The organism is Kribbella sp. NPDC056861, assembly GCF_040687575.1.
GTDB lineage: Bacteria > Actinomycetota > Actinomycetes > Propionibacteriales > Kribbellaceae > Kribbella.
In genome coordinates, this window is sequence record NZ_JBFBNQ010000002.1 from 196013 (window position 1) to 220089 (window position 24077).

At 67.0% G+C, this 24077-nt stretch carries 25 protein-coding genes; 4 read left to right on the plus strand and 21 right to left on the minus strand.

Annotation, left to right across the window (positions count from 1 at the left end; translation table 11 throughout):
• Positions 1 to 98 precede the first annotated feature (98 nt).
• From AB0P21_RS07950 to AB0P21_RS07975, 6 genes are all read right to left on the minus strand, one after another.
• On the minus strand, positions 99 to 767 hold the full coding sequence (locus AB0P21_RS07950; RefSeq protein WP_363694719.1) for a hypothetical protein: 669 nt from the start codon (positions 765 to 767) through the stop codon (positions 99 to 101).
• Positions 764 to 1150, minus strand: a complete 387-nt coding sequence (locus tag AB0P21_RS07955) for a hypothetical protein (RefSeq protein ID WP_363694720.1) — start codon at positions 1148 to 1150, stop codon at positions 764 to 766. The genes AB0P21_RS07950 and AB0P21_RS07955 overlap by 4 nt, the downstream gene beginning before the upstream one ends.
• 179 nt (positions 1151 to 1329) lie before the next feature.
• Complete coding sequence (locus tag AB0P21_RS07960; protein WP_363694722.1) at positions 1330 to 2430, minus strand: hypothetical protein; 1101 nt, start codon at positions 2428 to 2430, stop codon at positions 1330 to 1332.
• Between the two features lie 141 nt (positions 2431 to 2571).
• Complete coding sequence (locus AB0P21_RS07965; RefSeq protein WP_363694724.1) at positions 2572 to 3600, minus strand: ImmA/IrrE family metallo-endopeptidase; 1029 nt, start codon at positions 3598 to 3600, stop codon at positions 2572 to 2574.
• A complete protein-coding gene (locus tag AB0P21_RS07970; RefSeq protein WP_363694725.1) occupies positions 3597 to 4346 on the minus strand; it encodes a hypothetical protein in 750 nt (249 codons plus the stop codon). Before AB0P21_RS07970 ends, AB0P21_RS07965 begins: the two co-directional genes overlap by 4 nt.
• Before the next feature lie 189 nt (positions 4347 to 4535).
• Positions 4536 to 4946, minus strand: coding sequence for a hypothetical protein (locus AB0P21_RS07975; RefSeq protein ID WP_363694727.1), 411 nt, complete (start codon positions 4944 to 4946; stop codon positions 4536 to 4538).
• A gap of 180 nt (positions 4947 to 5126) precedes the next feature.
• Between AB0P21_RS07975 and AB0P21_RS07980 the strand changes: the two genes are divergently transcribed.
• Together AB0P21_RS07980 and AB0P21_RS07985 are read left to right on the plus strand one after the other, a co-directional pair.
• A complete protein-coding gene (locus tag AB0P21_RS07980; protein WP_363694729.1) occupies positions 5127 to 5528 on the plus strand; it encodes a hypothetical protein in 402 nt (133 codons plus the stop codon).
• A 262-nt stretch (positions 5529 to 5790) separates the two neighbouring features.
• Positions 5791 to 6276: a hypothetical protein gene (locus tag AB0P21_RS07985; protein ID WP_363694731.1), complete on the plus strand. Its 486-nt coding sequence runs from the start codon at positions 5791 to 5793 to the stop codon at positions 6274 to 6276.
• Positions 6277 to 6533: 257 nt separating this feature from the next.
• Here AB0P21_RS07985 and dusB read toward each other — a convergent pair whose 3' ends face one another.
• The 4 genes from dusB to AB0P21_RS08005 are packed head-to-tail and all read right to left on the minus strand — an operon-like array spanning position 6534 to position 10129.
• Positions 6534 to 7655: a tRNA dihydrouridine synthase DusB gene (dusB, locus tag AB0P21_RS07990; RefSeq protein WP_363694733.1), complete on the minus strand. Its 1122-nt coding sequence runs from the start codon at positions 7653 to 7655 to the stop codon at positions 6534 to 6536.
• Positions 7656 to 7657: 2 nt separating this feature from the next.
• On the minus strand, positions 7658 to 8371 hold the full coding sequence (locus tag AB0P21_RS07995) for a hypothetical protein (protein ID WP_363694735.1): 714 nt from the start codon (positions 8369 to 8371) through the stop codon (positions 7658 to 7660).
• Positions 8372 to 8400: 29 nt separating this feature from the next.
• Positions 8401 to 9786 carry a glycine--tRNA ligase gene (locus AB0P21_RS08000; RefSeq protein WP_363694737.1) on the minus strand — a complete coding sequence of 462 codons (1386 nt, stop codon included), beginning with the start codon at positions 9784 to 9786 and terminating at the stop codon, positions 8401 to 8403.
• A 46-nt stretch (positions 9787 to 9832) separates the two neighbouring features.
• The gene (locus AB0P21_RS08005) at positions 9833 to 10129 is read right to left on the minus strand and encodes an antibiotic biosynthesis monooxygenase (protein WP_363694739.1); all 297 of its coding nucleotides are present in this window, start codon (positions 10127 to 10129) and stop codon (positions 9833 to 9835) included.
• 73 nt (positions 10130 to 10202) lie between these two features.
• Between AB0P21_RS08005 and AB0P21_RS08010 the strand changes: the two genes are divergently transcribed.
• A complete protein-coding gene (locus tag AB0P21_RS08010; protein WP_363694740.1) occupies positions 10203 to 10517 on the plus strand; it encodes a DUF6703 family protein in 315 nt (104 codons plus the stop codon).
• A gap of 21 nt (positions 10518 to 10538) precedes the next feature.
• Here the strand turns inward: AB0P21_RS08010 and manD are convergent, their stop codons facing one another.
• The 8 genes from manD to AB0P21_RS08050 all read right to left on the minus strand — a co-directional run bounded on the left by manD (position 10539) and on the right by AB0P21_RS08050 (position 19355).
• On the minus strand, positions 10539 to 11744 hold the full coding sequence (gene manD / locus AB0P21_RS08015; RefSeq protein ID WP_363694742.1) for a D-mannonate dehydratase ManD: 1206 nt from the start codon (positions 11742 to 11744) through the stop codon (positions 10539 to 10541).
• A 16-nt stretch (positions 11745 to 11760) separates the two neighbouring features.
• Positions 11761 to 12570 (minus strand): carbohydrate ABC transporter permease, encoded by an 810-nt coding sequence (locus tag AB0P21_RS08020; RefSeq protein WP_363694743.1) that lies wholly within the window; start codon positions 12568 to 12570, stop codon positions 11761 to 11763.
• Positions 12567 to 13457, minus strand: coding sequence for a sugar ABC transporter permease (locus AB0P21_RS08025; protein ID WP_363694744.1), 891 nt, complete (start codon positions 13455 to 13457; stop codon positions 12567 to 12569). Before AB0P21_RS08025 ends, AB0P21_RS08020 begins: the two co-directional genes overlap by 4 nt.
• Positions 13457 to 14746 (minus strand): sugar ABC transporter substrate-binding protein, encoded by a 1290-nt coding sequence (locus AB0P21_RS08030; RefSeq protein WP_363694746.1) that lies wholly within the window; start codon positions 14744 to 14746, stop codon positions 13457 to 13459. The genes AB0P21_RS08025 and AB0P21_RS08030 overlap by 1 nt, the downstream gene beginning before the upstream one ends.
• Positions 14747 to 14828: 82 nt before the next feature.
• Positions 14829 to 15593: a FadR/GntR family transcriptional regulator gene (locus tag AB0P21_RS08035; protein WP_363694747.1), complete on the minus strand. Its 765-nt coding sequence runs from the start codon at positions 15591 to 15593 to the stop codon at positions 14829 to 14831.
• Positions 15594 to 15618: 25 nt separating this feature from the next.
• A complete protein-coding gene (locus tag AB0P21_RS08040; protein WP_363694748.1) occupies positions 15619 to 16200 on the minus strand; it encodes a DUF305 domain-containing protein in 582 nt (193 codons plus the stop codon).
• A 138-nt stretch (positions 16201 to 16338) separates the two neighbouring features.
• Complete coding sequence (locus AB0P21_RS08045) at positions 16339 to 17601, minus strand: DUF1996 domain-containing protein (RefSeq protein ID WP_363694750.1); 1263 nt, start codon at positions 17599 to 17601, stop codon at positions 16339 to 16341.
• Positions 17602 to 17609: 8 nt separating this feature from the next.
• Positions 17610 to 19355, minus strand: a complete 1746-nt coding sequence (locus AB0P21_RS08050) for a discoidin domain-containing protein (protein ID WP_363694752.1) — start codon at positions 19353 to 19355, stop codon at positions 17610 to 17612.
• Positions 19356 to 19737: 382 nt separating this feature from the next.
• Between AB0P21_RS08050 and AB0P21_RS08055 the strand changes: the two genes are divergently transcribed.
• Positions 19738 to 20733 (plus strand): LacI family DNA-binding transcriptional regulator, encoded by a 996-nt coding sequence (locus AB0P21_RS08055; protein ID WP_363694754.1) that lies wholly within the window; start codon positions 19738 to 19740, stop codon positions 20731 to 20733.
• Here the strand turns inward: AB0P21_RS08055 and AB0P21_RS08060 are convergent.
• Genes AB0P21_RS08060 through AB0P21_RS08070 form a run of 3 tightly spaced genes read right to left on the minus strand, consistent with a single transcriptional unit; the run spans position 20725 to position 24076 of the window.
• Positions 20725 to 22083, minus strand: a complete 1359-nt coding sequence (locus AB0P21_RS08060; RefSeq protein ID WP_363694756.1) for a nucleotide pyrophosphatase/phosphodiesterase family protein — start codon at positions 22081 to 22083, stop codon at positions 20725 to 20727. The genes AB0P21_RS08055 and AB0P21_RS08060 overlap by 9 nt on opposite strands.
• On the minus strand, positions 22080 to 23228 hold the full coding sequence (eboE, locus tag AB0P21_RS08065) for a metabolite traffic protein EboE (RefSeq protein WP_363694757.1): 1149 nt from the start codon (positions 23226 to 23228) through the stop codon (positions 22080 to 22082). Before eboE ends, AB0P21_RS08060 begins: the two co-directional genes overlap by 4 nt.
• Positions 23225 to 24076: a TatD family hydrolase gene (locus tag AB0P21_RS08070; protein ID WP_363694759.1), complete on the minus strand. Its 852-nt coding sequence runs from the start codon at positions 24074 to 24076 to the stop codon at positions 23225 to 23227. The genes eboE and AB0P21_RS08070 overlap by 4 nt, the downstream gene beginning before the upstream one ends.
• Position 24077: the final 1 nt, after the last annotated feature.

Consider the following 24077-nt stretch of genomic DNA (forward strand, 5'->3'; position numbering starts at 1 on the left):
CTACACCACCTCTTCAAAGTCTGCGACGGCTGCCGCGGCGTCCTCGAAATCGCCTCGGCCACTGAACTGGTCGGTGGCGGAGGAGCTCAGGCTGCGATCTACGAGCTGGCGAGTGAGCTTCTTGCTGCGGCTGCGGCGGCTGCTTTGTAGCGGCGACGAGAACTCGAGCTGTACCAACGGCGTCGAAGGTGGCTCTGCATCACTTCCACGAGTACGGCTCGAGCTGCCGTCGAGCGATCCCGTGGTAGAGCTACATTCAGGTTTACTCCAGCGTCGGTCTTGACTGGATCGACCAGCCACGCGTCGTGCATCTGCTGGCCGGCCTCTTGCTTTGCGGTCGTGACGTAGTGATCGAAGGCGTCGGCGACAGCGGGGTCGCAATGTAGCCTGAGCAGGGCCTGGCTGTGGTCGATGCTGGCCTTGACGTCGGACAGTTTGCTCGTGATGGCAAATCGGGTGCTGGCCTGTCCGTCCTTGCGCAGGATTCGGTACGGTCCTTCGAGGTACTCCGCGACGGCCCCAAGGGCGTCCGCATACAGGGTGGCCCAGGATTCGTTGCGGGTCCGTGCGGCGTTCACGAGCAGGGTGAGGACGACCGCGCTGGCGGCGATGAACGCGCCAGATAACGTGACGACCTGCGCCCAGGTAAATGCGCCGAGGCCTCCTTCGGCCGGCGCGACTGCGGCTGGAGCTGGGATGTTGTCTGGCGCCGGACCTGCTCCCGGCAGCAGCATGAGCAGCCGGACCACGAGGTCATAGAGGCTCATCCGGTACCAGCTTCATCGGGGAAGCCGTGCGGCGCCTCGTCGCCGAGCCATTCACCAGGTGGTGGTCCGAGTCCACCGGTGGATCGCCAGTGGCCTTCGTAGAAGATGTGGTTACGCGTGAGGTTCAACAAGGCGATCAGCCCCATGGTGTGGGTCCATCGGCGATCATCTGCATCACGCGGATACCACAAGCACAGGGCATCTCCAGGCAGCCGATGAGGGGAGATCGCGCCCACGTCGGCGAAGACACGTGGATACTCGGCCGGCTCCAGCCCATAGGTGTCGTACGTCGGGTTCTCGTGGAACTCGACAGTGACCGGGACGGCATCTTCGCGGCCCGGCACATCCAGTCCAGCGTGCCGGTAGATCAGGACCCGCCCCACCGGCCGACCGTGCGTCGGTGAGGTCAGGCTGGAGGTCACGAGGCCGCGGTGCTCTGGGTGTGCGTCCAGGTCACGCTCGAGCGCAACCTGGAACGCAATCCCCGTGGCATACCAGGGATTGAATCCTCTGGTACGGCGTCCTCCGCCGAATTCAGCTGTGACCTCGGAGCGGGCGTTGCTCACCCGACACCCCAGGAGCGGGTACGCGGCGCCTGCTGATCGGGATGGTGACCGACCACAGGCACCGTCGCGATCGGGACGACCGCCGCGGCCGTCTCTGCGGCGGCCCGGTCCGCCGCCAGCTTCCGGGCAACCTCAGCCTGCACGGCGTCCGGATCCGGGAAGGGCAACAGATCCTTATCGTTGAAGAACTTTGCTAGCTGTTCGTGGGCCTGCAATGGGTAGCCGGCGTCCTCGAGCTCGATCGCGTGGACGAGCCGGTCGCGGTCCCGCTCAAGCTTGTCGACCACCTGGGTCCGCGTCAGATCGTTCAGCGCGATCGGCTTCTCGGCGATGCCGGCCGGGTCCTCGGTCAGACCGTCGGAGAGGTCGTCGATCGCGTGGTCGAACCAGTCCTTCATGCCGGCGACCAACCGGGTAGGAGCGGTCATCGCACCGAGCGCGAGCGCCTTGATGTTCCACGAGCAGAGCGGGTGCTGGTTGCAGCGGTTGTAGTGCTTCAGCAGTCGGACCACACGGGCGAAGCTCATCCGCGTGGTCTTGTTGGCCTCGCGGATCAGCCGCGTGTGCTCCTCGGGGTGTGACCGGCTCCAGCCGGCGTGATTGGGGATGTAAAGCCCCTCGGTGGGGTGCTCGATCGCCACGATCACATCGGCCGTGAAGTCTCCGGCGCCGGACGAGACCGACTTGGCGAACCGCACCAGGATCGAGCGCTTCCGCGCCTTCCACTCGACTCGGAGGTCGGGGAACTCCTCCTTCAGCGCATCGCGGATCGCCCTCGCGGCCCGCTCCTGCAGGTCTGCGCAGCCCTTCAGGCCAGGACCATGGGTGTCCTTCGCCTCGGCGACCACGACGCCGAAATCGATGTCGGTCAGCGGATCTAGCGCGTCGCCGTGGGCAACCGACCCATTCACGTACGGACGGCTGCCCGGGAACTCGTCGAGGAGGGCAGCGGCGAGGAGATCCCGCCGACGACGCGCCTCGGTGAGCTCATCGGGGGTGACCTGAATATGCGACCGCAGGAGCTCCAGCAGTTCCTGAAGCGTCGGCGGGCGGTCGGGAACGGAGTTGTCGGCGCTCGCGGTGAGCAGGGTGGTCACGGTGTCTCCTCGCTGTCGATGTGGCCTTGCGAGGAACGAACGGGCTATCTCGACGCTTGGCGCACGCGGTGGCTCGACTCGGCCACCGTCGTGATGATCGTGACAGCCACCACCGACAGTTCAGCGAAGGCGTCCAGTTGCCTACAAGCAGTCGGCGCAGACTCCCCGTGCAAAGCCCGCCGCGGGTTTCACCATCCAGCAGGAGGTGCAGGTGCGCTCGGCTAGGGCTGGCTCGCAAGCACACCGCCCGCAGTCCGGGCACGGTGGAACCCGGCAGCGTGAGCACCCTGCGGCGAACGTCGTATAGGAGGTGCCGCAGGCCGGGTTGACGCAGTCGTACGACCCGGCCCGTGGGCGGTCATCTCGGCTCGGCAGCGCGAACTCTTCCCATGGGGCGTGGTCGGTTACAGCGACTACCAGGAGGAAGCCGTCCATGCCTGTGGTCTGGATGTACAGCTCTTGTCCCTGGATACCGTCGCGATAGGTGAACCGTCCTCGGCCCCGACCGTTGCCGCTCGACAGCGCGCGGCCGATGACCGGCGTACCGGACTGGTCGCTGCCACGCCGCAACGGCGGCAGCTCGCGTGACGAGGAGAAGAACACCGTGCCGTCGGGGTGCAACAACGCGACGTGTCCAGGCGCCGGCAGCCTACGAGCACCCTGCACGCAGACCGCCGAGCGCGACGCGGAGCAACGCCGGTATAGGGTCACCAGATCGCCTGCGGTCGGGCCCGACTGGTTGATGGCAAGCTCGACGACCGCATCCGGAAGCAGGATCGCGGCTGCGAAACCATCGCACGCGACGTCCTCGAACAGTGCCCGCGGCGTCTGTCCCCAGACGGCCTTGGCCAGTCCGGAATCTGTCCGTTGCAGGTGGTGCCCCAGTTCATGGAGTGCCGTGAAGTTCCGGCGCCGTGGGCTGGCCGCCAACGCAACCTGGATCGTGCTGACGCCCTGGTCATCCTCGATGTACGCCCCGGCCACGCTGCACGCGGCTTTGCCTTCGGCGGGCACTTCGAGCACGAATTGCAGTTGGATCTGATCCCACCGGCCCAGTACGTCGCACGGCTCCCGATGGAGCTCACCGAAGTCAGTTCCGAAGATCCGTTTGGCGACTGCGACCATGTTCGCCGCCTGCAGGGCGACGATATCCCGGCGAGGCCCGTTCATCGGCCGGGGGCCTCGTCGATCTCCGGAAGAACCGCATCGAAGTACGCCCGCACCTTGGCCTCCCAGAAGGTCTGTCGCCGATCATGCTCGCGCGCCGCCAGGGCCAGAACACCGTAGGCGCAGAATCTCCAGGTCTCGATCTCCTCCCGTTCACGAGCCTGTGCCATCCGGTCCACGCGGGCTCGAACCTCGGGAAGATCCATGGCGGCGATCAGTTCATCCGGCAGCACCGGCTGGGAAGCCGACAGCACGTGTGCGGTCGATACCCCCAGCAGTTCTGCGAGCCCGGCAGCTTGTTGCTCCGTGAGCGAGGCCTCGCCCCGCCGTATTCGACTCGCCAACCGGACCGAGCCGACAGCCCGGACGACATCGTCGAATTCCGCAGTATCAAGCAGCGCGTCGAGGTCGACGGCCCCGGCCTCCGCGTCAGGCACCCACGAAGCATCGGCAAGGCTCTCGATCGCATCTTGTAGATCTGCGCGCAGCCGGGTTCGCGGATCGGTCGGCCCCCAGTTCGCTGTACCGGCCGCCAGTTCGGCTGTACTCGGCACCGCGAGGGACCCGAGCTTGAACTCGAGCACCCGCATCGGCACCGCCGAGTCGTCGTTGACCCAGATCGTGACGTCGACGCCAAGATCGTGGGCCGAAGCCGGAGCGACCACCGCGCTGTCGTCCGCCTCGACATCGAGAGTCACCGGCACCGCCCTGACTGACGGTGGGTTTACCTCGGCGACGAAGGCGACCAAAGCCGTCCCGTTCCAGCGCACTCGCCAGAAGTCGCCCGGTGACGGTAACGGCGTACGCCGCGACCGCTGCGCATCCCGAAGCGCCGATCCCGCTACAAGGTTGCTCCGGAAACGAGCGAACCTTTCCTCATCGGACATACGCGACGACCTCCCTCCTCAGTGTCAACGAACGCGGTAACGCTCGAACTGTCACACGTCCTCCAACGAGTTCGCACGATCGCAGATGCACCGGACGACATCTTCTTCGGTCCCCGCAGTAGTTCCGGACCGAATCTTCGCCTTCGCGCTCGCGGCGATCGCCGCACCGGTCCTCCGCGATACGCCGAGTGCCGAAGCCACAGCCCGGTCACTGTCGAGATGCAGGACCGCCCGTCGCTCGTGCACGTCCAGGGCATGCCAGATCGCATCCGCGATCGCCTCAGGCAAGACCTCCAGATCATCATCCAGACCTGGCCGGGACTCGTCACGCCCGATGCTCGCGACGATCTGCGGATCGGTGGGTCGCTCCGCTTTGTCGACATCGAGCGGTACGGCTGGAACGCAGTTCTGCACGACCTCAGCGAGGTCAGGATCCCGCACGAACCCCGCGGCCTCGTCCAACGCCGCCTTCGCAACCCTAACGATCGCCTCCCGAGACGGCCGTGGCGTCGGGCCGGATCGGCTCCAAGCAGTCGCAACGACCCCACGTAGCCGCAGCGATGCGGCGATCAACCGGCCGATGTCACCCTGCCAGGCAACGGCAGGCGCTGACCCCAGACGCCATGCCTTGTACGGCCGAAGATGACGAACGAAGTCACTCTCGGCTCCGAAGATCGTCTCAAGCCGGGCCATCAATTTGAATCGCTCGGTCTCGCGACCCATGTCGCGCAGCACGTTCTCGATTGCGGTCAACAGGTACAACTCGAGCTTCGCGTCAGTGGTCGTCCTCAGCAGTCCCGCCTCGACGAATTGCCCCTTGCGCACGAACACTTCCCCCAGAAGGTCAACGAGCGCATCCTCAGTCCAGCTCGTGTGTCCGGTCATCGGCGGTCCACCGAAGAACCGACCAATGGCCTGCCGCGCAAGGCGCAGCAGGAGCTCATACTGCGCTCGCTCGTCGCCGGCCCTGATGGCCGCGTGGTCATCCATGACCCCTCCCCACCGCGAAACCTAGCCCTTCAGCAGATGACCATCCAGACCTGAGCAAATAGCCGACCGGTCGATGGTCGCCGGTTGTCACGGCGATCCGATTGAAATCTGGTCACGCGTACTCGCCCAATCGGCCGGTCACGATGCGCCCACCAGGATCTCGGCCGATCGACGTGGACCGCTCGAGCGCAGAGGCTGAGCGTGTGGTTAAGGCGCGTGTTGCTCCTCGGACACACCAATAGTGTTCGACATGCGTGGCAGCAACTCGGGAAGTATCTACGCAAGTCGCCACACGAGGAGAGAGTCTGAAGTCACGATGAGGATCGGGATCTCAGGGCACACGAACCTGACGCAAGCTTGCGGGACGCTCGTATACGAAGCGATCCGCGAAGCGCTGAGACCATACTCGCAACAAAGACTCGTCGGCGTGACATGCCTGGCACGGGGAGCGGATCAGATATTCGCGCAGGCCGTCCTCGACAGCGGCGGGCAGGTCACGGTCTTGCTGCCTTCGCGGAACTATCGCGAGAAGAAGGTGAAGCCGGCCAACCTTAAGGCATTCGATGACCTGCTGTCGAAGGCGGCTGAGGTTGTCTATATGCCGTTCGATGAACCAGGCCGAGCTGCCTACATGGCTGCGAGCGAGGAACTGGTGGCCCGAAGCGAACTGATGGTTGCTGTCTGGGATGGCAAGCCCGCGGGAGGCTACGGCGGAACGGCTGATGTTGTCGACCATGCTCGCAGCCTCGGCCGCGTGGTGCTGGTTGTCTGGCCCGAAGGGGCCGAACGCGAGCCTGCGTGACAGGTCCGGCTCAAGGTCTCTCGTCAAGCATCGCTGCGCGTGCACCACCCCAGGCATAGATCAGCACCACGCCGGGCAGCAACCCGCGCGGGTTTGGGTGGGCACAACGCTCAAGTCGAAACGCGAGTACGGGTGGGGCGAACTGGTCAGCCGCACCACCCAAGACACGGATCAGCACCACGCCGGGCAGCACCCCGCGCGGGTTTGGGTGGGCACAACGCTCAAGCTGAATCGCGAGTACGGGTGGGGCGGACTGGTCAGCCGCCGGAGATGCCGATTTCTGCGTCGGCCATGTCCGTGTTGAGGCCGTCGGTGTCGTCGAGCCAGCCGTGCGGGAGGATGACATGGTCGCGCGGGCTGCCCTGGCGGCCCCGCGGGGAGCCCAACTCCTGCACGGGGAAGGGCGCAGAGACGTCCAGCTGAGACAGGAGTTCGTCCAGGCGGGACAACGAATCGACCATGCCGAGGGCGGCGCGGAGTTCGCCGCCGGCGGGGAAGCCTTTCAGGTACCACGGGACGTGTTTGCGGAAGTCCCGCAGGCCGCGGTCCTCCCCCATCAGGCCGGCGAGCAGTTCGCCGTGGCGGCGCATGACCGTCGCGACCTCGCCGAGGGTTGGCAGGTTGAGTGCTTCGCCGCCATCGAACGCAACCGCCAGATCGCGGAAGAGCCAGGGGCGGCCGAGGCAACCGCGGCCGACGATGACGCCGGCGCAGCCGGTCTCGGCGACCATTCGGAGGGCGTCGGAGGCCTCCCAGATGTCGCCGTTGCCGAGCACGGGGATGTTCACGTGCTCTACCAGCTCGGCGATCTTCGTCCAGTCGGCCTGACCCGAGTAGGCCTGTGCGGCAGTGCGGCCGTGCAGGCCGATGGCAGCAGCACCGGACTCCTCAGCGATTCGGCCGGCGTCGAGATAGGTCTGGTGCGCGCTGTCGATTCCGATGCGGGTCTTCATCGTCACCGGAATCCCGTACGGCGCAGCCGCCTTCACCGCAGCCTGCAAGATCGCGCCCAGCAGATTCCGCTTCCAAGGCAGAGCAGCGCCGCCGCCCTTGCGCGTGACCTTCGGCACCGGGCAGCCGAAGTTCAGGTCGACATGCGCCACCCCGTACTCCGAACACAGCAACTCAACCGCGCGCCCGACATACACAGGATCGACGCCGTACAACTGCACCGATCGCACAGTCTCGCGCTCGTCGAAGGTGAGCATGTCGAGACTCTTCTGGTCGCCCTCGACGATCCCGCGCGACGTGATCATCTCGCAGACATACAGCCCGGCACCCTGCTCGGCGCACAGCCGCCGGTACGCCGCGTTGGTGATTCCCGCCATCGGCGCGAGCACCACCGGCGTATCGATCGTCAGTTCACCGAGTTTCAGCATGATCAGGCCTTCGCCACCAGGACCTGGCCGTTGCCGGAGACCTGCGCCTTGTAAGGCTGTACTGCGTTGTCCGTCGTCGTCACGTCACACGCGATGCCAGGGCCGGCAGGCTTCACAACAGCGATGTCATCCATCGTGCAGGTCACCTTCGCGGCGCCCGCCACAGTCCGCAGTACTGCGTCGACAACCTTCGCCTTGACGATCGCGACTTCATCGGACGTGAACTTGTACGACGCGCTGTACTGCTTCGCGTCGACCGTCAACGTCCCCTTGTACGCCTTGCCCGCATACGTCACCGTGCACGCAAGCGTGTGCTTGCCGGCCGTCTCCGCCTTGTCGATTCCCGGGCAGTTCACCGTCGTTGTCGCGGCGCGACCAGCGGTGACCTGAGCCTGCTTCGAGATCGCAAACCGGATCCGCTGCGACAGCGGCGCATCCGAAGCGGGCTCGCCCTTCACCGAAGGTGTCGGCCACGGCTTCGACGGGGTCGGCAGCGGCGTCAGCGACGGCGTCGACGCGGTCGGGATCGGCGCGGTAGAGCCCGGCGCAGACGGTGTCCCACCTGTAGACGACGCAGAGGTCGGGTTAGACGCCGGAGGACTGCCGGCATCCGGAGCAGTGTCCGAGCAGCCCGCGACCAGAAACACCAGCAGCGCGCTCAGCCCGAAGACCGCTACCCCAAACCTCGCGCGGCTGGGCGTCAAAAGAGGCGTCACAATCCCTCGCAACGTCGAGACGGCCATAGTCAGCAACCCACCAACCGCTGCGCCAGATAACCAGTCACCTCGGTCAGCGCGACCCGCTCCTGCTTCATCGAGTCACGCTCGCGGATCGTCACCGCCTGGTCGTCCAGGGTGTCGAAGTCGACCGTGATGCAGTACGGCGTACCGATCTCGTCCTGCCGGCGGTAGCGCCGGCCGATCGCCCCGGCGTCGTCGAAGTCGACGTTCCAGTTCTTCCGCAGTTCGCCGGCCAGGTCCTTGGCCTTCGGCGACAGGTCGGCGTTGCGGGACAGCGGCAGCACGGCCGCCTTGACCGGGGCCAGCCGCGGGTCGAAGCGCAGTACGGTCCGCTTGTCGACGCCGCCCTTCGCGTTCGGCGCCTCGTCCTCGGTGTAGGCGTCGAGCAGGAAGGCCAGCACGTTGCGGGTCAGGCCGGCGGCCGGCTCGATCACGTACGGCGTCCAGCGCTCGCCCTTCTCCTGGTCGAAGTAGGACAGGTCGACGCCGGAGTGCTTGGAGTGCGTGGACAGGTCGAAGTCGGTCCGGTTCGCGATGCCCTCGAGCTCGTCGAACTCCTTGCCGCCGAAGTGGAACTTGTACTCGATGTCGACGGTGCGCTTCGAGTAGTGGCTCAGCTTCTCCTTCGGGTGCTCGAACAACCGCATGTTGTCCGGGTTCAGCCCGAGCCCGAGGTACCAGTCCCAGCGGGCCTTCAGCCAGTACTCGTGCCACTCCTCGTCCGAGCCGGGGGCGACGAAGAACTCCATCTCCATCTGCTCGAACTCGCGGGTCCGGAAGATGAAGTTGCCCGGGGTGATCTCGTTGCGGAAGCTCTTGCCGACCTGGGCGATGCCGAACGGCGGCTTCTTCCGGGCGGTGCCCATCACGTTCGCGAAGTTGATGAAGATGCCCTGCGCCGTCTCCGGCCGCAGGTAGTGCAGGCCTTCCTCGGACTCGACCGGGCCGAGGTAGGTCTTCAGCAGGCCGTTGAACATCCGCGGCTCGGTGAAGGTGCCCTTGTTACCGCAGTTGGGGCACGGGATCTCGGCGAGCTTCACCTCGTCGGCGTCGCGACCCTTCCGGGCGGCGAACTCCTCGCGCAGGTGGTCGTCGCGGTACCGCTTGTGGCAGGACTGGCACTCGGTCAGCGGGTCGACGAACTCCTGCAGGTGGCCGGACGCCTCCCAGACCCGGGTCGGCAGGATGACCGAGGAGTCCAGCCCGACGATGTCGTCACGGCTCGTCACCATCGAGCGCCACCACTGGGTGCGCACGTTGTTCTTCAGCTCGACGCCGAGCGGTCCGTAGTCCCAGGCCGACTTGGTACCGCCGTAGATCTCGCCGCACGGATACACGAAGCCTCTCCGCTTACTGAGGCTGACGACGGCATCGACGGTATCCACGGGCACGTTTCGACTCCAGAGTGGTGGTACGGGAAGGGACCAGGCTATCCGGTCAGCGGTGCGGGGCGAACTCGCTCAGGTCGTCGTACGCCGACGGTTCGTCGATCGCCTGCGACAGCAGCGGCACGGCCGCCAGCTTGACCTCGTACGGCGACAGCGCGCGACGGTAGCTGCCGATGTTCACCCACTCCATGCTGAGCGCCAGCAGGTCGGGATCGTCCGCGTTCCGCCCGGTTCTGGCCGCGACGAAACCCTTCTGCCGCGACAGCACCTCGACGGCGGTCTCGAGCCGGCCAATGAACTCCGGCTGCGCGGTCTGCTCGACCCGGAACCTGATCACCACGAACACCCACGACAGCGTACGGCGTCACCTGGGGTCACCGGTCGCTGGCCCTGCTCCGGTCGCCTGGAACAATGGCCGGATGAGCAGCACACCCAGCAGTCAGCCGGTCAGCCCGCTCCGGGCGCGGATCACCAAGGCCAGCTACCCGATCGTCGCCAAGCTGCACGCCATGCCGAAGCTGACCCTGCCCGGCATCACCTTGGTGCTCGCCCTGATCGGAGTCTTCGCGCCGGTCAGCGTCGGCATCCCGGCCCTGATCCTGCTGGCCCTGCTGCTGGGCTGGCTCGGCTTCCTGTCCTGGCCGGTGGTCAGCACCGGCGCCCGGCTGATGCGGATCTTCTCGGTCCTGGTCATCCTGCTGTTCGCGGTCTCCCGGATCGCGAACAGCAACTAGCCGGCCGGCCCAAAGCCCAGGTCACCAGTCGTGAACGGTCCCGTCGGCCAGCCGGTTGACGGGCAGATAGGCCGGCGCGTACGGATGCGCCGCGGCCAGCTCCTCGTCCAGCTCGACGCCCAGTCCCACCGCCGACCCCGGATGCAGATAGCCGTCGGAGAACGTGAACTCGTGCCGGAACACCTCTGACGTAGCAGCGGTGTACCCGGCGTACTCCTGGATCCCGAAGTTGTGGATCGCCAGATCGAGGTGGATCGCCGCTGCCATTCCCACCGGCGAGATGTCCTCCGGACCGTGGATCGCGCTCTTGATCTGCTGCTGAGCGGCGAAGTCGAACAGCTTCTTGATCGGCGAGACTCCACCGAAGTGGGTGACGGCCGCGCGGACGTAGTCGATCAGCTGCTCGTTCACCAGCGTCCGGAAGTCGTGGATCGTGTTGAAGACCTCCCCGATCGCCAGCGGCGTCGTGGTCTTGCTGCGAACCAGCCGCAGGCCCTCCTGGTTCTCGGCCGGCGTGCAGTCCTCGAGCCAGAACAGGTCGTACGGCTCCAGGTCTTTCCCCAGCCGACCCGCCTGCAACGGCGTCAGCCGGTGGTGGGAGTCATGCAGCAGCGGTAGCTCAGGACCGAACTCGTTCCGGACCGCCTCGAACACCCCCGGCATGTGGCGCAGATAAGCACCGGTGTCCCAGTCCTCGACGAGCGGCCGCACCCGACCGTCCGGCAGTACATCCGGCTCGCCGCCCACGCCGTACACACGCTGCAGCCCGGGGATGCCCGTCTGGATCCGGATGGACTTGTACCCCTGCTCGAGCCGCTCCCGCACCGAGTCGAACAACTCCGGTACGTCGCGCCCGCTGGCGTGACCGTAGGTGCGTACGCGATCCCGGCTGGCCCCGCCGAGGAGCTGGTACAGCGGCAGGTTCGCGACCTTCGCCTTGATGTCCCACAGCGCGACGTCCACCGCGGCGATCGCGGCCATCGTGACCGGCCCGCGACGCCAGTACGCGCCCCGGTAGAGCGACTGCCAGGTGTCCTCGATCCGATGCGGGTCGAGCCCGATCAGCAGCGGCGCCACGTGATCGCGCAGGTACGAGACCACCGCGAGCTCACGCCCGTTGAGGGTCGCGTCGCCGAGACCGGTCACCCCGTCGTCGGTGGTGAGCTTCAGCGTGACGAAGTTACGGCCCGGACTGGTGACCACGACGGTGGCATCGACGATCTTCATGACAACTCTTTCCTGTTCAGCCTTTGGTGGCGCCGGCGGTGAGGCCGGCAACGAGATGTTTCTGGGCGAGCACGGCGACCACGACAACGGGCACCGTCATGATCGTGGACGCGGCCATCAGGCCGCCCCAGTCGGTACTGGCATAGGAGATGAAGGTGAACAGCGCGACCGGCACGGTCATCGTGTTCTCGTCGGACAGGATCAGCGCGAACATGAAGTTGTTCCAGCTCGCCACGAACGCCAGCGTCGCCGCCGTCGCCGTACCAGGCGCCGCCAGCGGCAGCGCGATCCGCCGGAACGCGCCGAACGCGCTCAGCCCGTCGACCCGGGCGGCCTCCTCCAGCTCGATCGGCAACCCCTCGAAGAAGCCGATCATGATCCACAGGATCAACGGCACCGAGACGAACATGTGGCTGAGGATCAGCACCGTGTAGCTGCCGACCAGCCCGACCTGCGCGAACAGGTAGTACCACGGCACCAGCAGCGAGATGGCCGGCACGATCCGCGCCACCAGCACCAGCGAGCCGGCCCGTTGCATCCGGAACCGGCCGACCGCCCACGCGGCCGGTACGGCGATGATCGCCGACAGCACCGTGGAGACCACGCCGACGATCAGCGAGTTGGCCATCGACGGCAGAATCTTGCCGTCGGCAAGTACCGCGCGGAAGTTCTCCAGCGTCGGCGAGAAGATCAGCCCGACGTTCGGGTCGGTCACCTGCACGTTGGTCTTGAACGCCGCGGCGAACATCCAGACCAGCGGCAGCGCGAAGAACAGGGCGACCAGCGTGATGCCGGCCCCGCGGACCCACGAGAGCTGTTTCCTCATGCGGCACTCCTGACCGAGCGACGGCGCAGGACCAGCACCACACCGATGATGAACAGGGTGAACATCACCAGCACCGCCGCGGCTAGGCCGTACTCCTGGTAGTCGAAGGTCAGGCCGTACGCGTACACGTTCAGCGTCTCCGCCTCGAACGAGGACCCTCCCCCGGCGCCCTTCGTCGCATAGATGATGTCGAAGGTCTTGAGCCCGTCCACAGCACGCAGTACGAGCGCTGTCATCAGGGTCGGCCCGAGCATCGGCAGTACTACGTGCCTGAAGCGCTGCCAGGCGCCGGCCCCATCGACTCTGGCGGCCTCCTCCGGCTCCTCCGGCAGCGTCGCCAACCCGGCGAGCAGCAACAGGGTCATCATCGGAGTCCACTGCCAGACGTCGATCAGCATCAGCGTCGGCAGCGACTGCGAGACCGAGCCGAGGAACTCCTGCGGCGGGATCCCGACCACGTCCAGCATCCGGTTGGCGATGCCGTTGGTCGGGTCGAGGATCAGCAACCAGAGGATTCCGATCGCCACCGGCGTCGCCAGCAACGGGATGATCAGTACGGTCCGTACCCAGCGGATCCCCCGGAACACCTTGCGCATCAGCATGGCCAGCGCCAGCCCGAACACGGTCTCGAGCGCCACCGCTCCCACGGTGAACACGACAGTGCGCCACACGGCCGGCCAGAACCGGCGGCTGTCACTCAGTCCGTCGGCGAAGTTCTGCAGACCGATGTGCTTGGCGCCGGCATTCACCGCACCGAAGGCATCAGTGGTGCTGAGGTTCAGCGTGAACAGCAGCGGGAAGATGATCATCAGCCCGACGAAGGCGAGCGCTGGCGACAGCATCGCCCACTTGAGCCGGCGGTTGGACCGCTCGATCGTGCTGGCCATCAGGACCCCTGGTGACGGTTGTCGCGGACCAGGAAGTCGGCGAACTCGGAGTCGGCGTCGCGAGCGACCGGCTCAACCGGCTGCTGCAGCACAGCCGTCACCAGCGGCCGGCCGACGATGTCGCGCGCGCGACCGACCTGCAGGACGTGCGGCCGGTCGTGCCCGATTCCGTTGCCGGCATTGACCTTCATGGCGGCAGCGAGCTCAGCCGGGAACCCACCGGCTCCAGCCGCCCAGACCGATTCGCGAGCACCCGGAATCCCGGCGGCCTGCAGCGAAGCAACCATCTCCGGACTCGCCGCCCAGCGGATGAACTCCCACGAGTGGTCCTGCAGCTTGGAGAACCGGTTGATCCCCAGGCTCCAGGACGGGATGTTGTAGGGTTTCGAACCCGCCGGACCGGCCGGGAACGGCGCATAGCCGATCTTCTTGCCGACCGCGGAGACCTTCGGATCGATCAGGCTGGTGTAGATCGCGTCGGCGTCGACATAGAACGCCGCCTTGCCCTGCGCGAAGATCGGCATCGCCTGCTCGAGACTCATGTTGGTGGCTCCAGGAGGCCCGGACTTGCCCAGCAGATCGCCGTAGTACCGGTACGCCGTGATCGCCTCGGGCGTCGCGATCGCCGACCGGCCGTCCACCGCGAAATCGCCGCCGAACGAGTAGAGGAAGCTCGACCACTGCGTCACCGCGCCGCTGCGCTGCCCGCGTCCGACGTACCCGAACAGGCCAGCCTTCTTGTCAGTAAGCCGACCAGCGGCCTGCTGCAACTCGTCCAGCGTGCGAGGCGGCGAGGGGACCAGGTCCTTGCGGTAGTAGAGGACCGGTCGCTCGGTCACCACCGGCACGCTCAGCACTCGCCCGCCCGTGGTCGAGGCCTCGCGAGGCGCGCCTTGGAAGTCCGTCCAGCCGAACGCGTTGTCGGACTGGACCCGATCGGACAGGTCGGCCAGCCAGTTGTTGTGGCCGAAGAGCAACTGGTCCTGTAGCGCGCGAACCATCATCACGTCGATGTCGGTCGCCGAGGCGTTGAGCTTGACGTTGTAGCTGCTGGAGAGCTGGTCGCCGGTCAGCAGCGACATCGAGACCCGCCGGCCGATCCGCTGCTCGAACTCCGGCAGGCGCTTGCGGATCGCCTGCGTCCAGACGTGGTTGACCGCGGCGATGCGGAGCGGAGTACCGGCCGACGGCGGACCGTCCGATGAGCAGCCGCTGAGCGTCAAGCCGCCCGCGACAGCTGCTGTGAGCCGACCGAACGCACGGCGGCTCAAGGGTCGATCAACAGACATGTACTCACCCTCTGAGTGGTGGTCCAACTGGTAGTACCAGTTGGACCGTAACAGCTCCCAGCCGACCAAGTCCAGACAAAGCTCAGCCCGCGGTACGGCGTTCGAGCAGCGTCTCGATGTGCCGGGCCGCCATCACATCGAGCCCGACATCGAGGTCGGCGCCGTACGTCCGCAGCCCCAGCGCGAGGTGTTCACGCATGTGGTGCCGGGCCAGGTCGACGTCCCGGGCCTCGATCGCGTCGAGGATCTCCGGGTGATGCGGTACGCCGGGCTGCGCGATCGACGGATCTGAGTTGGAGCGCAGCATCATCTCGAACATCATCCCGCCGATCGACGACAACATGATCCGCAGGACCGGGTTGCCGGCGGCGGCCGCGATCGTCTCGTGGAACTCCAGATCGGCCCGGGCCTTGGTGACCGGATCGGTCGCCGCGATCATCGCGTCGTTGACCACTCGCATCGCGCGGATCTGCTCGTCGGTGGCCCGCTCGGTCGCGAGTCCGACGATCTCGACCTCGAGCGGGATCCGGGCCTCGATCAACTGGCGAACCGTCGGCCGCCCAGCGCGGTACAGGGCGTCATAGCTGCGGGCATCGGCGGCTGACTGGTCGATGACGAACGAACCCCGGCCGGGCGCGACCTCGATCAGGTGCTGCGCCTCCAGCCGGCGCAGTACTTCGCGCAGTACGTTGCGGCTCGCCCCGAACTGGGTGGCGAGCTCGCGTTCGGAGGGCAGCTTGGCGCCGACCGGGAGCGCCCCGGACCGGATCTGGTTCTGCAGTTGCCGGGCGATGCTCTCGGTCAGCAGGCCCCGCTGCGCAGGCGGTTCGAAGACGTCGGCTGGCACACCGAAGACGCTACCCCAGTTCGGTTCAGAGCGCGGCGAGCTGCTTCAGCTGGGCGGCCCGGGTGGTCATGATCGAGCCGGCCAGCTTCTTCGTCGCCGGGTCCGAGCCGTCGGTGGTGATGCTGCGGGCCAGCACGATCGACTGGTCCAGATGCTCCTTGAGGTTCTTCTCGAAGAGCGGGTCGAAGGCCGGGCCGGCGGTCTTGCCCAGGGTGACGATCTCGGGCTCGGTCATCATGCCCGGCATGTCGTGACCCTTGTGCGGGTTGCGGACCGGCAACCGGGAGCGGGTCCGCAGCGCGACGAACTGGGCCAGCTCGGTCTTGTGCCCGGCAGCGACCTCGGCGGCGAACTTCTTCACGGCGGGATCGGTGGCCTGCTTCTCCGCGATACCCAGCACCTGCAGGAGTTGCTCGTCCATCGGGATCGCCAGCTCGATCCAGGCCAGGTCGGTCGCGTTGAACGACGGATCGATGTCCCACTTGGTCTCGCTCGACGACGGGGTCTCGGCCGGAGTACTGGCGGCCGGCGGGGACGAGACCGCGGCGGACGAGCCGCAGCCGGTCAGAGCGGCCAGCAGCACGGCGCAACAGGCTAGAGCCTTCATGAACGAACTCCTCGAACAGCGGGGGCGGTGGAGAGCTCCTCGAAAGCGACTCCACCAGTTAAACAGAGATCTGACGTAATGGAAGAGCGGCCGGGCGGGTCCTGGGACGGGGACCCGCCCGGCTGATGGGGGACTTATCTAGGGGTGACCGTTGGCTCCGCACTTGATGATCGGGCGGATGCAGTCGTTGACGCGGCGGGCCATCTCGGCCACCGGCCAGGCGTTGAAGAAGTCACCGTGCATGGTGAAGCCACCACCGGAGGCGAGCCGGAAGCCGGCCGTCGGGCCGTTCACCGGGTACCGCAGGACCTGCCGCAGCTTCGGCACCGGCACCGGGTGGCTGGCCGGGCAGTCGCCGTTGACCGGGTAGGACATGTGGCTCTTGTGGTCGGGCGAGTCCAGGTCGCGCCCGTTCCAGCACTGCGGGAAGTCCAGGTAGGACTCCAGCATGGTGCCGGCCGGACAGGTGATGAAGTCGTGCCCGGCGCCGGCGTCACCGGCGTGCAGGCAGGACCAGCGCGAGATGGTGTTGTCGCCCGGGCCGGTCGCCTTCGCGTTGCCGGCCACGATCCGCAGCCCGAACGGCAGCGGCTGGGTCCGGGCGATGACGTCGTCCCGCACGCCCTCCCCCAGGTAGTAGAAGGTCGTCCCGGTCGGCTCGACCGGCTGGTTGTTCACGTACAGCGTGGGCACCCAGTACGACGACTTGTCCTCGGCCGGGTTGCACGACGTCGGCGAGTTGACCAGGTCGTCCACGGTGGTGTTGGCGTTCGTCACCGTCGCACCGAAGAAGCTGTGCATGTGCGAGGCGCCCGGCATGTTCGGGAACACGATCGGGTCGTCAGGCAGCCGGTGGGTGAACGCGCAGTCCGCGAGGAACTCGGCCACCCGGACGATCGGCCCGCCACCCGGCGTACCGCCGTACACCTGGAACTCGAACAGCGAGGCACCCCACTGGGTGGCGCGCTGGGTGACCAGCACCCGCACGTACCGGCCGTTGCCGTTGACAACGAGACTCTGCTCGCCGCCGGTGCCGTTCGTGGTGGTCTGGATGGTGGTCCAGCTACTGCCGTTGGCAGAGGTCTGGATCTGGAAACCGCGTGCGTACGCCGCTTCCCAGCGGAGCAGGACACGGTTGACGGCCTGGGCCGAACCCAGGTCGACCTGGAGCCACTGGTTGTCGGCGAAGCTGCTCGCCCAGCGGGTGCCGTTGTTGCCGTCCACCGCGGCCGCTGCCGGGAAGGCGGCGCTCTCGACCGAGGAGGCGAGGGTTGGTTTGCCCTGTGACAGCAGGGTTTCCGCTGCCTGGGCCGGGCGGCTGGAGACGAAGAGGTAGGCGGTGAGCAGGGCGAACAGGGTGAGGAACAGCGTGCTGATTCGGAGTACACCGGAGGCTTTCATCAGAGCTCCTAGTGGTAGACGCGCACGTAGTCGACGAGCATCCGGGACGGGAAGGGCGTCGCGGAGTTGGGCGGGCCGGGGAAGTCGCCGCCGACGGCCAGGTTGAGGATCAGGTAGAACGGGTGGTCGAAGATCCACGGACCACGCGTCGCCTCGAGCTGGGCCTTGTCGACCACGAAGACCGTGGTGCCGTCGACCTGGTAGGTGATGCTCGTGCTGTTCCAGAGCATCGTCCAGGTGTGGAAGTCGTTCGCGAAGTCGGCGCCACCCGGCAGGCCGTAGGTGCCGCCGTACCCGCCGGCGCCGTTGTAGGCCGGGGCGTGCAGGGTCGAGTAGCCCTTGGTGGTCTCGCGGCCGAGGATCTCGACGATGTCGATCTCACCGTTGTAGGGCCAGGGGCGGCCGGTCAGGAAGTCGGCGCCCATCATCCAGAAGGCCGGCCACAGGCCGTTGCCCTTCGGGACCTTGATCCGCGCCTCGATCTTGCCGTACGTCGTACTGAACTTGTTGGCCGTGTTCATCCGGGCCGAGGTGTACTGGCAGGTGCCGCTGCCGCTGACCGGGTCGATCGGGCAGGCCGAGCCGGGCGTGACCTCGCGGCGCGCCTCGAGCACCAGGTTGCCGGTGCCGTCCATCTGGGTGTTGTTGTGGTTGGTGTAGACCTGCAGCTCGTTGTTCTGGCCGATGCCGGGGTCGGCGGACCACTTGGCGGCGTCCGGCTTGGTACCGGCCGGGCCGTTGAACTCGTCGGCGAAGACCAGTTGCGGCGGGTTCGCCGGGTCGGCCGGCGGGGTCGGCGGCGTGTTCGGTGCGCCACCGGTGCCGTAGACCTGGAACTCCCACAGCGAGTACCCGTACGGCGTATTGCGCTGCGTGCCGTACATCCGGACGTAGCGGCCGGAGCCCGTGACGTTCAGCGTCTGCTTGAAGCCCGGACCGGTCGTGGTGGTGTAGATCGAGGTCCAGTTGACGTTGTCGTTGGAGACCTGGATCTGGAACGCCTTCGCCGAGGCGGGATCCCACTGCAGGATCACCTTGTCGATCTGGGCGGGGGCGCCGAGGTCGACGGAAATCCAGCCCGGGTCGACCCAGCCGGTCTCGGTCGTGGTCGCCCAGCGGCTGGCCGGGTCGAGGTCGAAGGCGCGAGCCGGGGTGCACTCCCAGCAGTTGCCGTCGTGCTGCTGCGACGAGGCAGCGCCGGTCTTGCCGTAGCTGAGCAGCTTGCTGCCCGGGCCGGGGCCGGTGCCCGGCGTACCGAAGACCTTGAACTCCCACAGCGAGTAGCCCCACTGGGTGGTGCGCTGGGTGCCGAGCATCCGGACGTAGCGGCCGGAGCCGGCGACCGACAGCGTCTGGTTGCCGCCGGCGCCGGTGGTGGTCGAGTAGACGGAGGTCCAGGTGGAGCCGTTGGCCGAGACCTGGAGCTGGAACGCCTTCGCGGCGGCCGTCTCCCAGTTCAGCTGGACCTGGCTGATGGTGGCGGTCTGACCGAGGTCGACCTGGATCCACTGCGGGTCGGCGTGAGCGCTCGACCAGCGAGTGCCGCCGTCACCGTCGACGGCCGAGGCCGCCGAGAAGACGGCGTTCTCGGTGGACGACGCGGTGGCGGTCTTGCCTTGGGACAGCAGGGTGTCGGCGGCGCCTGCGGGCTGGCTGACCAGCAGGGCGAGAACGAAGCTGGTCGCGACGGCGATTCCGGTGGCGATCTTGAAGCGTGACCGGACGCGCGACAGCGAGGGGGAAAGGGACGGCATGGCATCTCCTGGGGCGGGGCGAGAAGAACCGGGGGAACGTTCCCTAAGCCTGAGAAAACCGTGCTCAGGGAACGGTGTCAAGACCTCGTGGTCACTCGGCCGCAACCTTGACGTAACACTGCGGGGCTGCTCGGGCCCGCCTTGACAAGGTTCCGGAACCGCCGGGATGCTCAGTCGTGGGGAACGCTCCCCTTGCTTGGCCCAGCGAGCGGCTCGTGGTCGGCACAGGTTGAACGATGGAGGTGTCCAGGTGCGTGCATCACGGTGCTTGAGCAGCGTCCTCGATGCGGAGCATCGTGGATGCTGCTCAAGTGCCGTGAGGTGCGTGCCTGGGCGCCTCCAGCGTCAAGCTGTGCCGACCACGAGCCGCCGGGGGTAGTGGGTGCGACGACCGACGCTGCACGCTGTCGCGGCCCGGGCCGGGGTGTCGAAGTCGAGCGTCTCCCGGGTGATCAACGGCGAGCCCACGGTCGCGCCCGAGATCCGCCAGATCGTGATGGCCGCGGTCACCGAGCTGGGCTATGTGCCGAACGGCGCGGCCCGCAACCTGGTCACCCAGAAGACGAACACGATCGCGATCATCGTCTCCGATCCGCCGGCCGGTCTGGTCTCGGACGACCCGATGTTCGCGATGGTCGTCCGCGCTGCCTCCCGCGCACTCGAGGCGGCCGGCAAGCAGGTCTCACTCGTGCTGGCCGGCTCCGACGAGAGCCGACTGCGGGTCGAGCAGTACCTCGCGGCCGGTCACGTCGACGGCGCGATGCTGGTGTCGATGGACGGCTCGGACCCGCTCCCCGCAGTACTGGCCCGGACCGGGTTGCCGATCGTGTCGCACGGCCGGCTCGCGACGCCAGGCCTGATGCCGTACGTCGACAACGACAACATCGGCGGCGCCACCACAGCCGTCCAGCACCTGCTCAGCCAGGGCCGGCAGCGAATCGCCACCATCTCCGGTCCACTCGACATGCAGGCCGCGCAGGAGCGCCTGAACGCCTATCGGCAGAGTCTCCAGGACACCGACCGCCGGTCGATCGTTGCCCTGGGCGACTTCACCCGGATCTCCGGCGCCGAGGCGATGCGCCAGCTACTGCAGGACGATCCGCAACTGGACGCCGTCTTCGCCGCCAACGACCTGATGGCGATCGGCGCCCTCCGCACCTTGCGCGAAGCCGGCCGCCGGGTGCCCGACGACGTCGCGGTGGTCGGCTTCGACGACATCGAGGCCGCGCTCTACACCGCTCCCCCGCTCACTACGGTCCGCAGCCCGATGGGCGAGCAGGCGGCGCGCACAGTGCGCCTGCTGCTCGACCTGCTCGCCGACGGCTGCGCCGAATCGGTCATCCTGCCGACCGAGATCGTCATCCGCGAATCAGCCTAGCCCCGCCTTCAGAATCAGATCCCGTACCGCGGTCGCCTCGATCCGTCCCTCCGCGGCAAGCTCGGGATCGCTGCTGAGGAAGACCGGCCCGTCCTCAGGGTTGTCCGGCAGCCGACCGTGCGAACCGCGCACGATCGACGGATCGAGCGGCACCACCGACATCGCGTACCGCAGCCCGACCTTCTTCTTCAGCAGGTACGACGCCGCCCGCGGCTTCACCCATTTGTCGGACGGATCGAAGAACAGCTCCGCCGGGTCGTAGCCAGGTTTGCGATGGATCTCCACTCCCCTGGCGAAGTCAGGCGCTCGCTCGTCGTCGAGCCAGTAGTAATAGGTGAACCAGGAGTCCGGCTCGGCCACCACGACCAGGTCCCCGGCCCGCTCATGGTCCAGTCCGTACCGGCGTTTGCCCTCGGCATCCAGTACTTCGGCGACGCCCGGCAGGCCGCTGAGCAGCTTGCCGACAGCATCCAAGTCGTCTTTCACGTACACGTGCGCCAGCTGGTGATCCGCGACCGCGAAGGCCCGCGACGCCCACGGATCGAGATACTCCATCCCGTCCTGGGTGTGCACCTCCAGCAGCCTTTCGCGGCGCAGCAACCGGTTGATGTCCACCGGCCGCGACACATCAGTGATCCCGTACTCCGACAGCACGATCACCGTCGCACCCCTGGCCTCGGCATCATCCAGCAGCGGAGCCAGTACCGCGTCCAGCTCGATCGCCGCCCGCGTCGCCTCGACCGACGAGGCGCCGTACCGCTGGAGGTCGTAGTCGAGATGCGGGACATAGGTGAGCAGCAGATCAGGGTTGTCCTCGGCAAGGATCTGCCGGGACGCGGCAACGATCCACTGGCTCGACCTGATCGATGCCGTCGGCCCCCAGTAGTGGAAGAGCGGGAAGTCGCCGAGCTTGCCGGTCAGGCGGTCGTGCAGCTCGACCGGCCGGGTGTAGCAGTCCGGCGCTTTGCGACCGTCGGCGTAGTAGATCGGCCGCGGGGTGACCAGCAGGTCGGTCTCCGCGCCCATCGCGTACCACCAGCAGACGTTCGCCACCTTGTACTGCGGGTTGTTGCGCCGGGCAATGTCCCAGACCTTGTCACCCTGGACGAGTTTGTTGTGCTGACGCCAGAGGAAGACCTCGCCCAGGTCGCGGAAGTACCAGCCGTTGCCGACGATCCCATGCTCGCTTGGCATCGAGCCGGTGAGGAAAGTGGCCTGAGCCGAGCAGGTGACGGCCGGCAGCACGGTCCCCAGCTCACGGTTCAGCGGCAACTGGCGCAGCCGCGGCATCTTGCGCAGCAGCCGTGGGGTCAGTCCGACGACATCGATGACCACGACCTGCTTGCTCACTTGATCTCCTCCAGGCCGAGGTTGACGAGGCGGTCACGGAGCCAGGCGAGCTCTCCGGCGATGCCCTCGGCAAGTTCCTGCTGGTTCTTGGGAGCGGTGGGGAGGACGGACCAGGTGTAGGTCTCGGACTCCAGGTGATGAGTCAACGGATGGGCTCCGCCGACCAGGTGCTGCAGGCTCTCGTCGAGGACATCCGTCGTACTGGTCAGGGGCGGGCGCGGGGCGGCGTGCACCGGGACATGGAAGTGCACGCGCCAGGCGGCGTGACCGGAGAGTTGGTCGAGCAGGTCGAGGTCGTCGATCCCAGGTCCGCCGTACTCGCGGGTCTGGTGCAGGAACTTCGGTTCGGCGAACTCCTTCAGCAACTCCAGCGCGATCGGGTCGTCCGGCTGCGCGACGTGCAGAGCGGCCGAGACCTGACTCTTGACCACCTCCACCCCGGCGCGTTGGAGGGTGGCGAACGATTCGGCGGGTTGCTCGAACTGGACCGCCAGATGGCAGGTGTCGAGACACAGGCCGACCAGCGACTGAGCGGAGTACGGCGTGAGCCAGTCGGCGGCCTGCGGGATCATCTCGAGGATGCAGCCCGGTTCGGGTTCGAGCGCGACGCGGATGCGGCGGCCGGTCGAGTCCTGGCTCCTGGCGAGGCGGAGTTCGAGCCGGTTGAACGCGTCGCGCGCGGCGGCGTCGCGCGTGCGGTCCCACGGCGTACGCCAGGCCAGTGGGAGTGTCGAGATCGACCCGTACGCCGCGTCGTCCGGGAGCAGCTTGGCGAGGACGTCGACCAGATCGAGGGTGTACTGGAGTCTGGCCGGCTCGGTCCAGTCGGGTGAGTAGACCTTCTTGCCGACCACGCGGTCGTGGAATCCGGAGTACGGGAAGCCGTTCAGGGTGACGACTTCCAGGCCGTTGCGGTCGAGGGTCTGGCGGAGGCGGTTGAGGGCGACGGTCGAGGTGGCGAGGCGATCGGCGAGGGTGTTGGCGAGCCAGAGGCCGACACCCAGGACGGGGACTTGGAGTTCCTTGCGGACCAGGGCGGAGCAGCCTTCGAGCTGGGCGATGACGCCTTCGAGATCCTCGGCCGGGTGCACGTTGGTGCAGTAGGCGAGGTGGACGATCGAACCATCGGGGTGGCGGAATCTCATGGTCTCGCTCCTCGCAGGATCGAGTTGCCTTGGAAGGTCTCCGGTCCGGCTCTGTCTTCCAGGTCGAGCCGTTGGGACTGGCCGTAGAAGGCGACCGGGTTGCGCCAAAGGACCTGGTCGACGTCGTCGTCGGTGAAGCCGGCCGCGAGCATCGCCTGGCCGGTCGCGAAGGTGCGGAGCGGATCCGACTTGCCCCAGTCGGCAGCCGAGTTGACCAGCACGCGCTCGGTGCCGAACTGCTGCAGGATCGCCACCATCCGGTCGGGATCCATCTTGGTGTCGGGGTAGATCGAGAATCCCATCCAGCAGCCCGAGTCGGCGACCTCCTTGACCGTCACCTCGTTGAGGTGATCGACCACGACCATGTGCGGCTCGACGCCAGACTCCTTGACGACGTCGAGCGTGCGCGTAGTACCGGTCGCTTTGTCGCGGTGCGGCGTGTGCACGAGGACGGGCAGCTCGAACTCCTTGGCCAACTCCAGTTGGTGTGAGAACACCTCGTCTTCCTCCGGCGTCATCGAGTCATAGCCCACTTCACCGACGGCGACGACACCGTCCTTGGCGAGGTACCGAGGCAGTACTTCGAGGACCTCCCGGCACCGCGGGTCGTTGGCTTCCTTCGGGTTGAGCGCGATCGTGCAGTGATGCCTGATCCCGTACTGCGCCGCGCGGAACGGCTCCCAGCCGATCAGCGCGTCGAAGTAGTCGACGAACGACCCGACGCTGGTCCGCGGCTGCCCCAGCCAGAACGCAGGCTCCACCAGGGCCTGCACTCCGTGGGCCGCCATCGCGGCGTAGTCGTCGGTGGTGCGCGACGTCATGTGGATGTGCGGATCGAAGATGCGCATA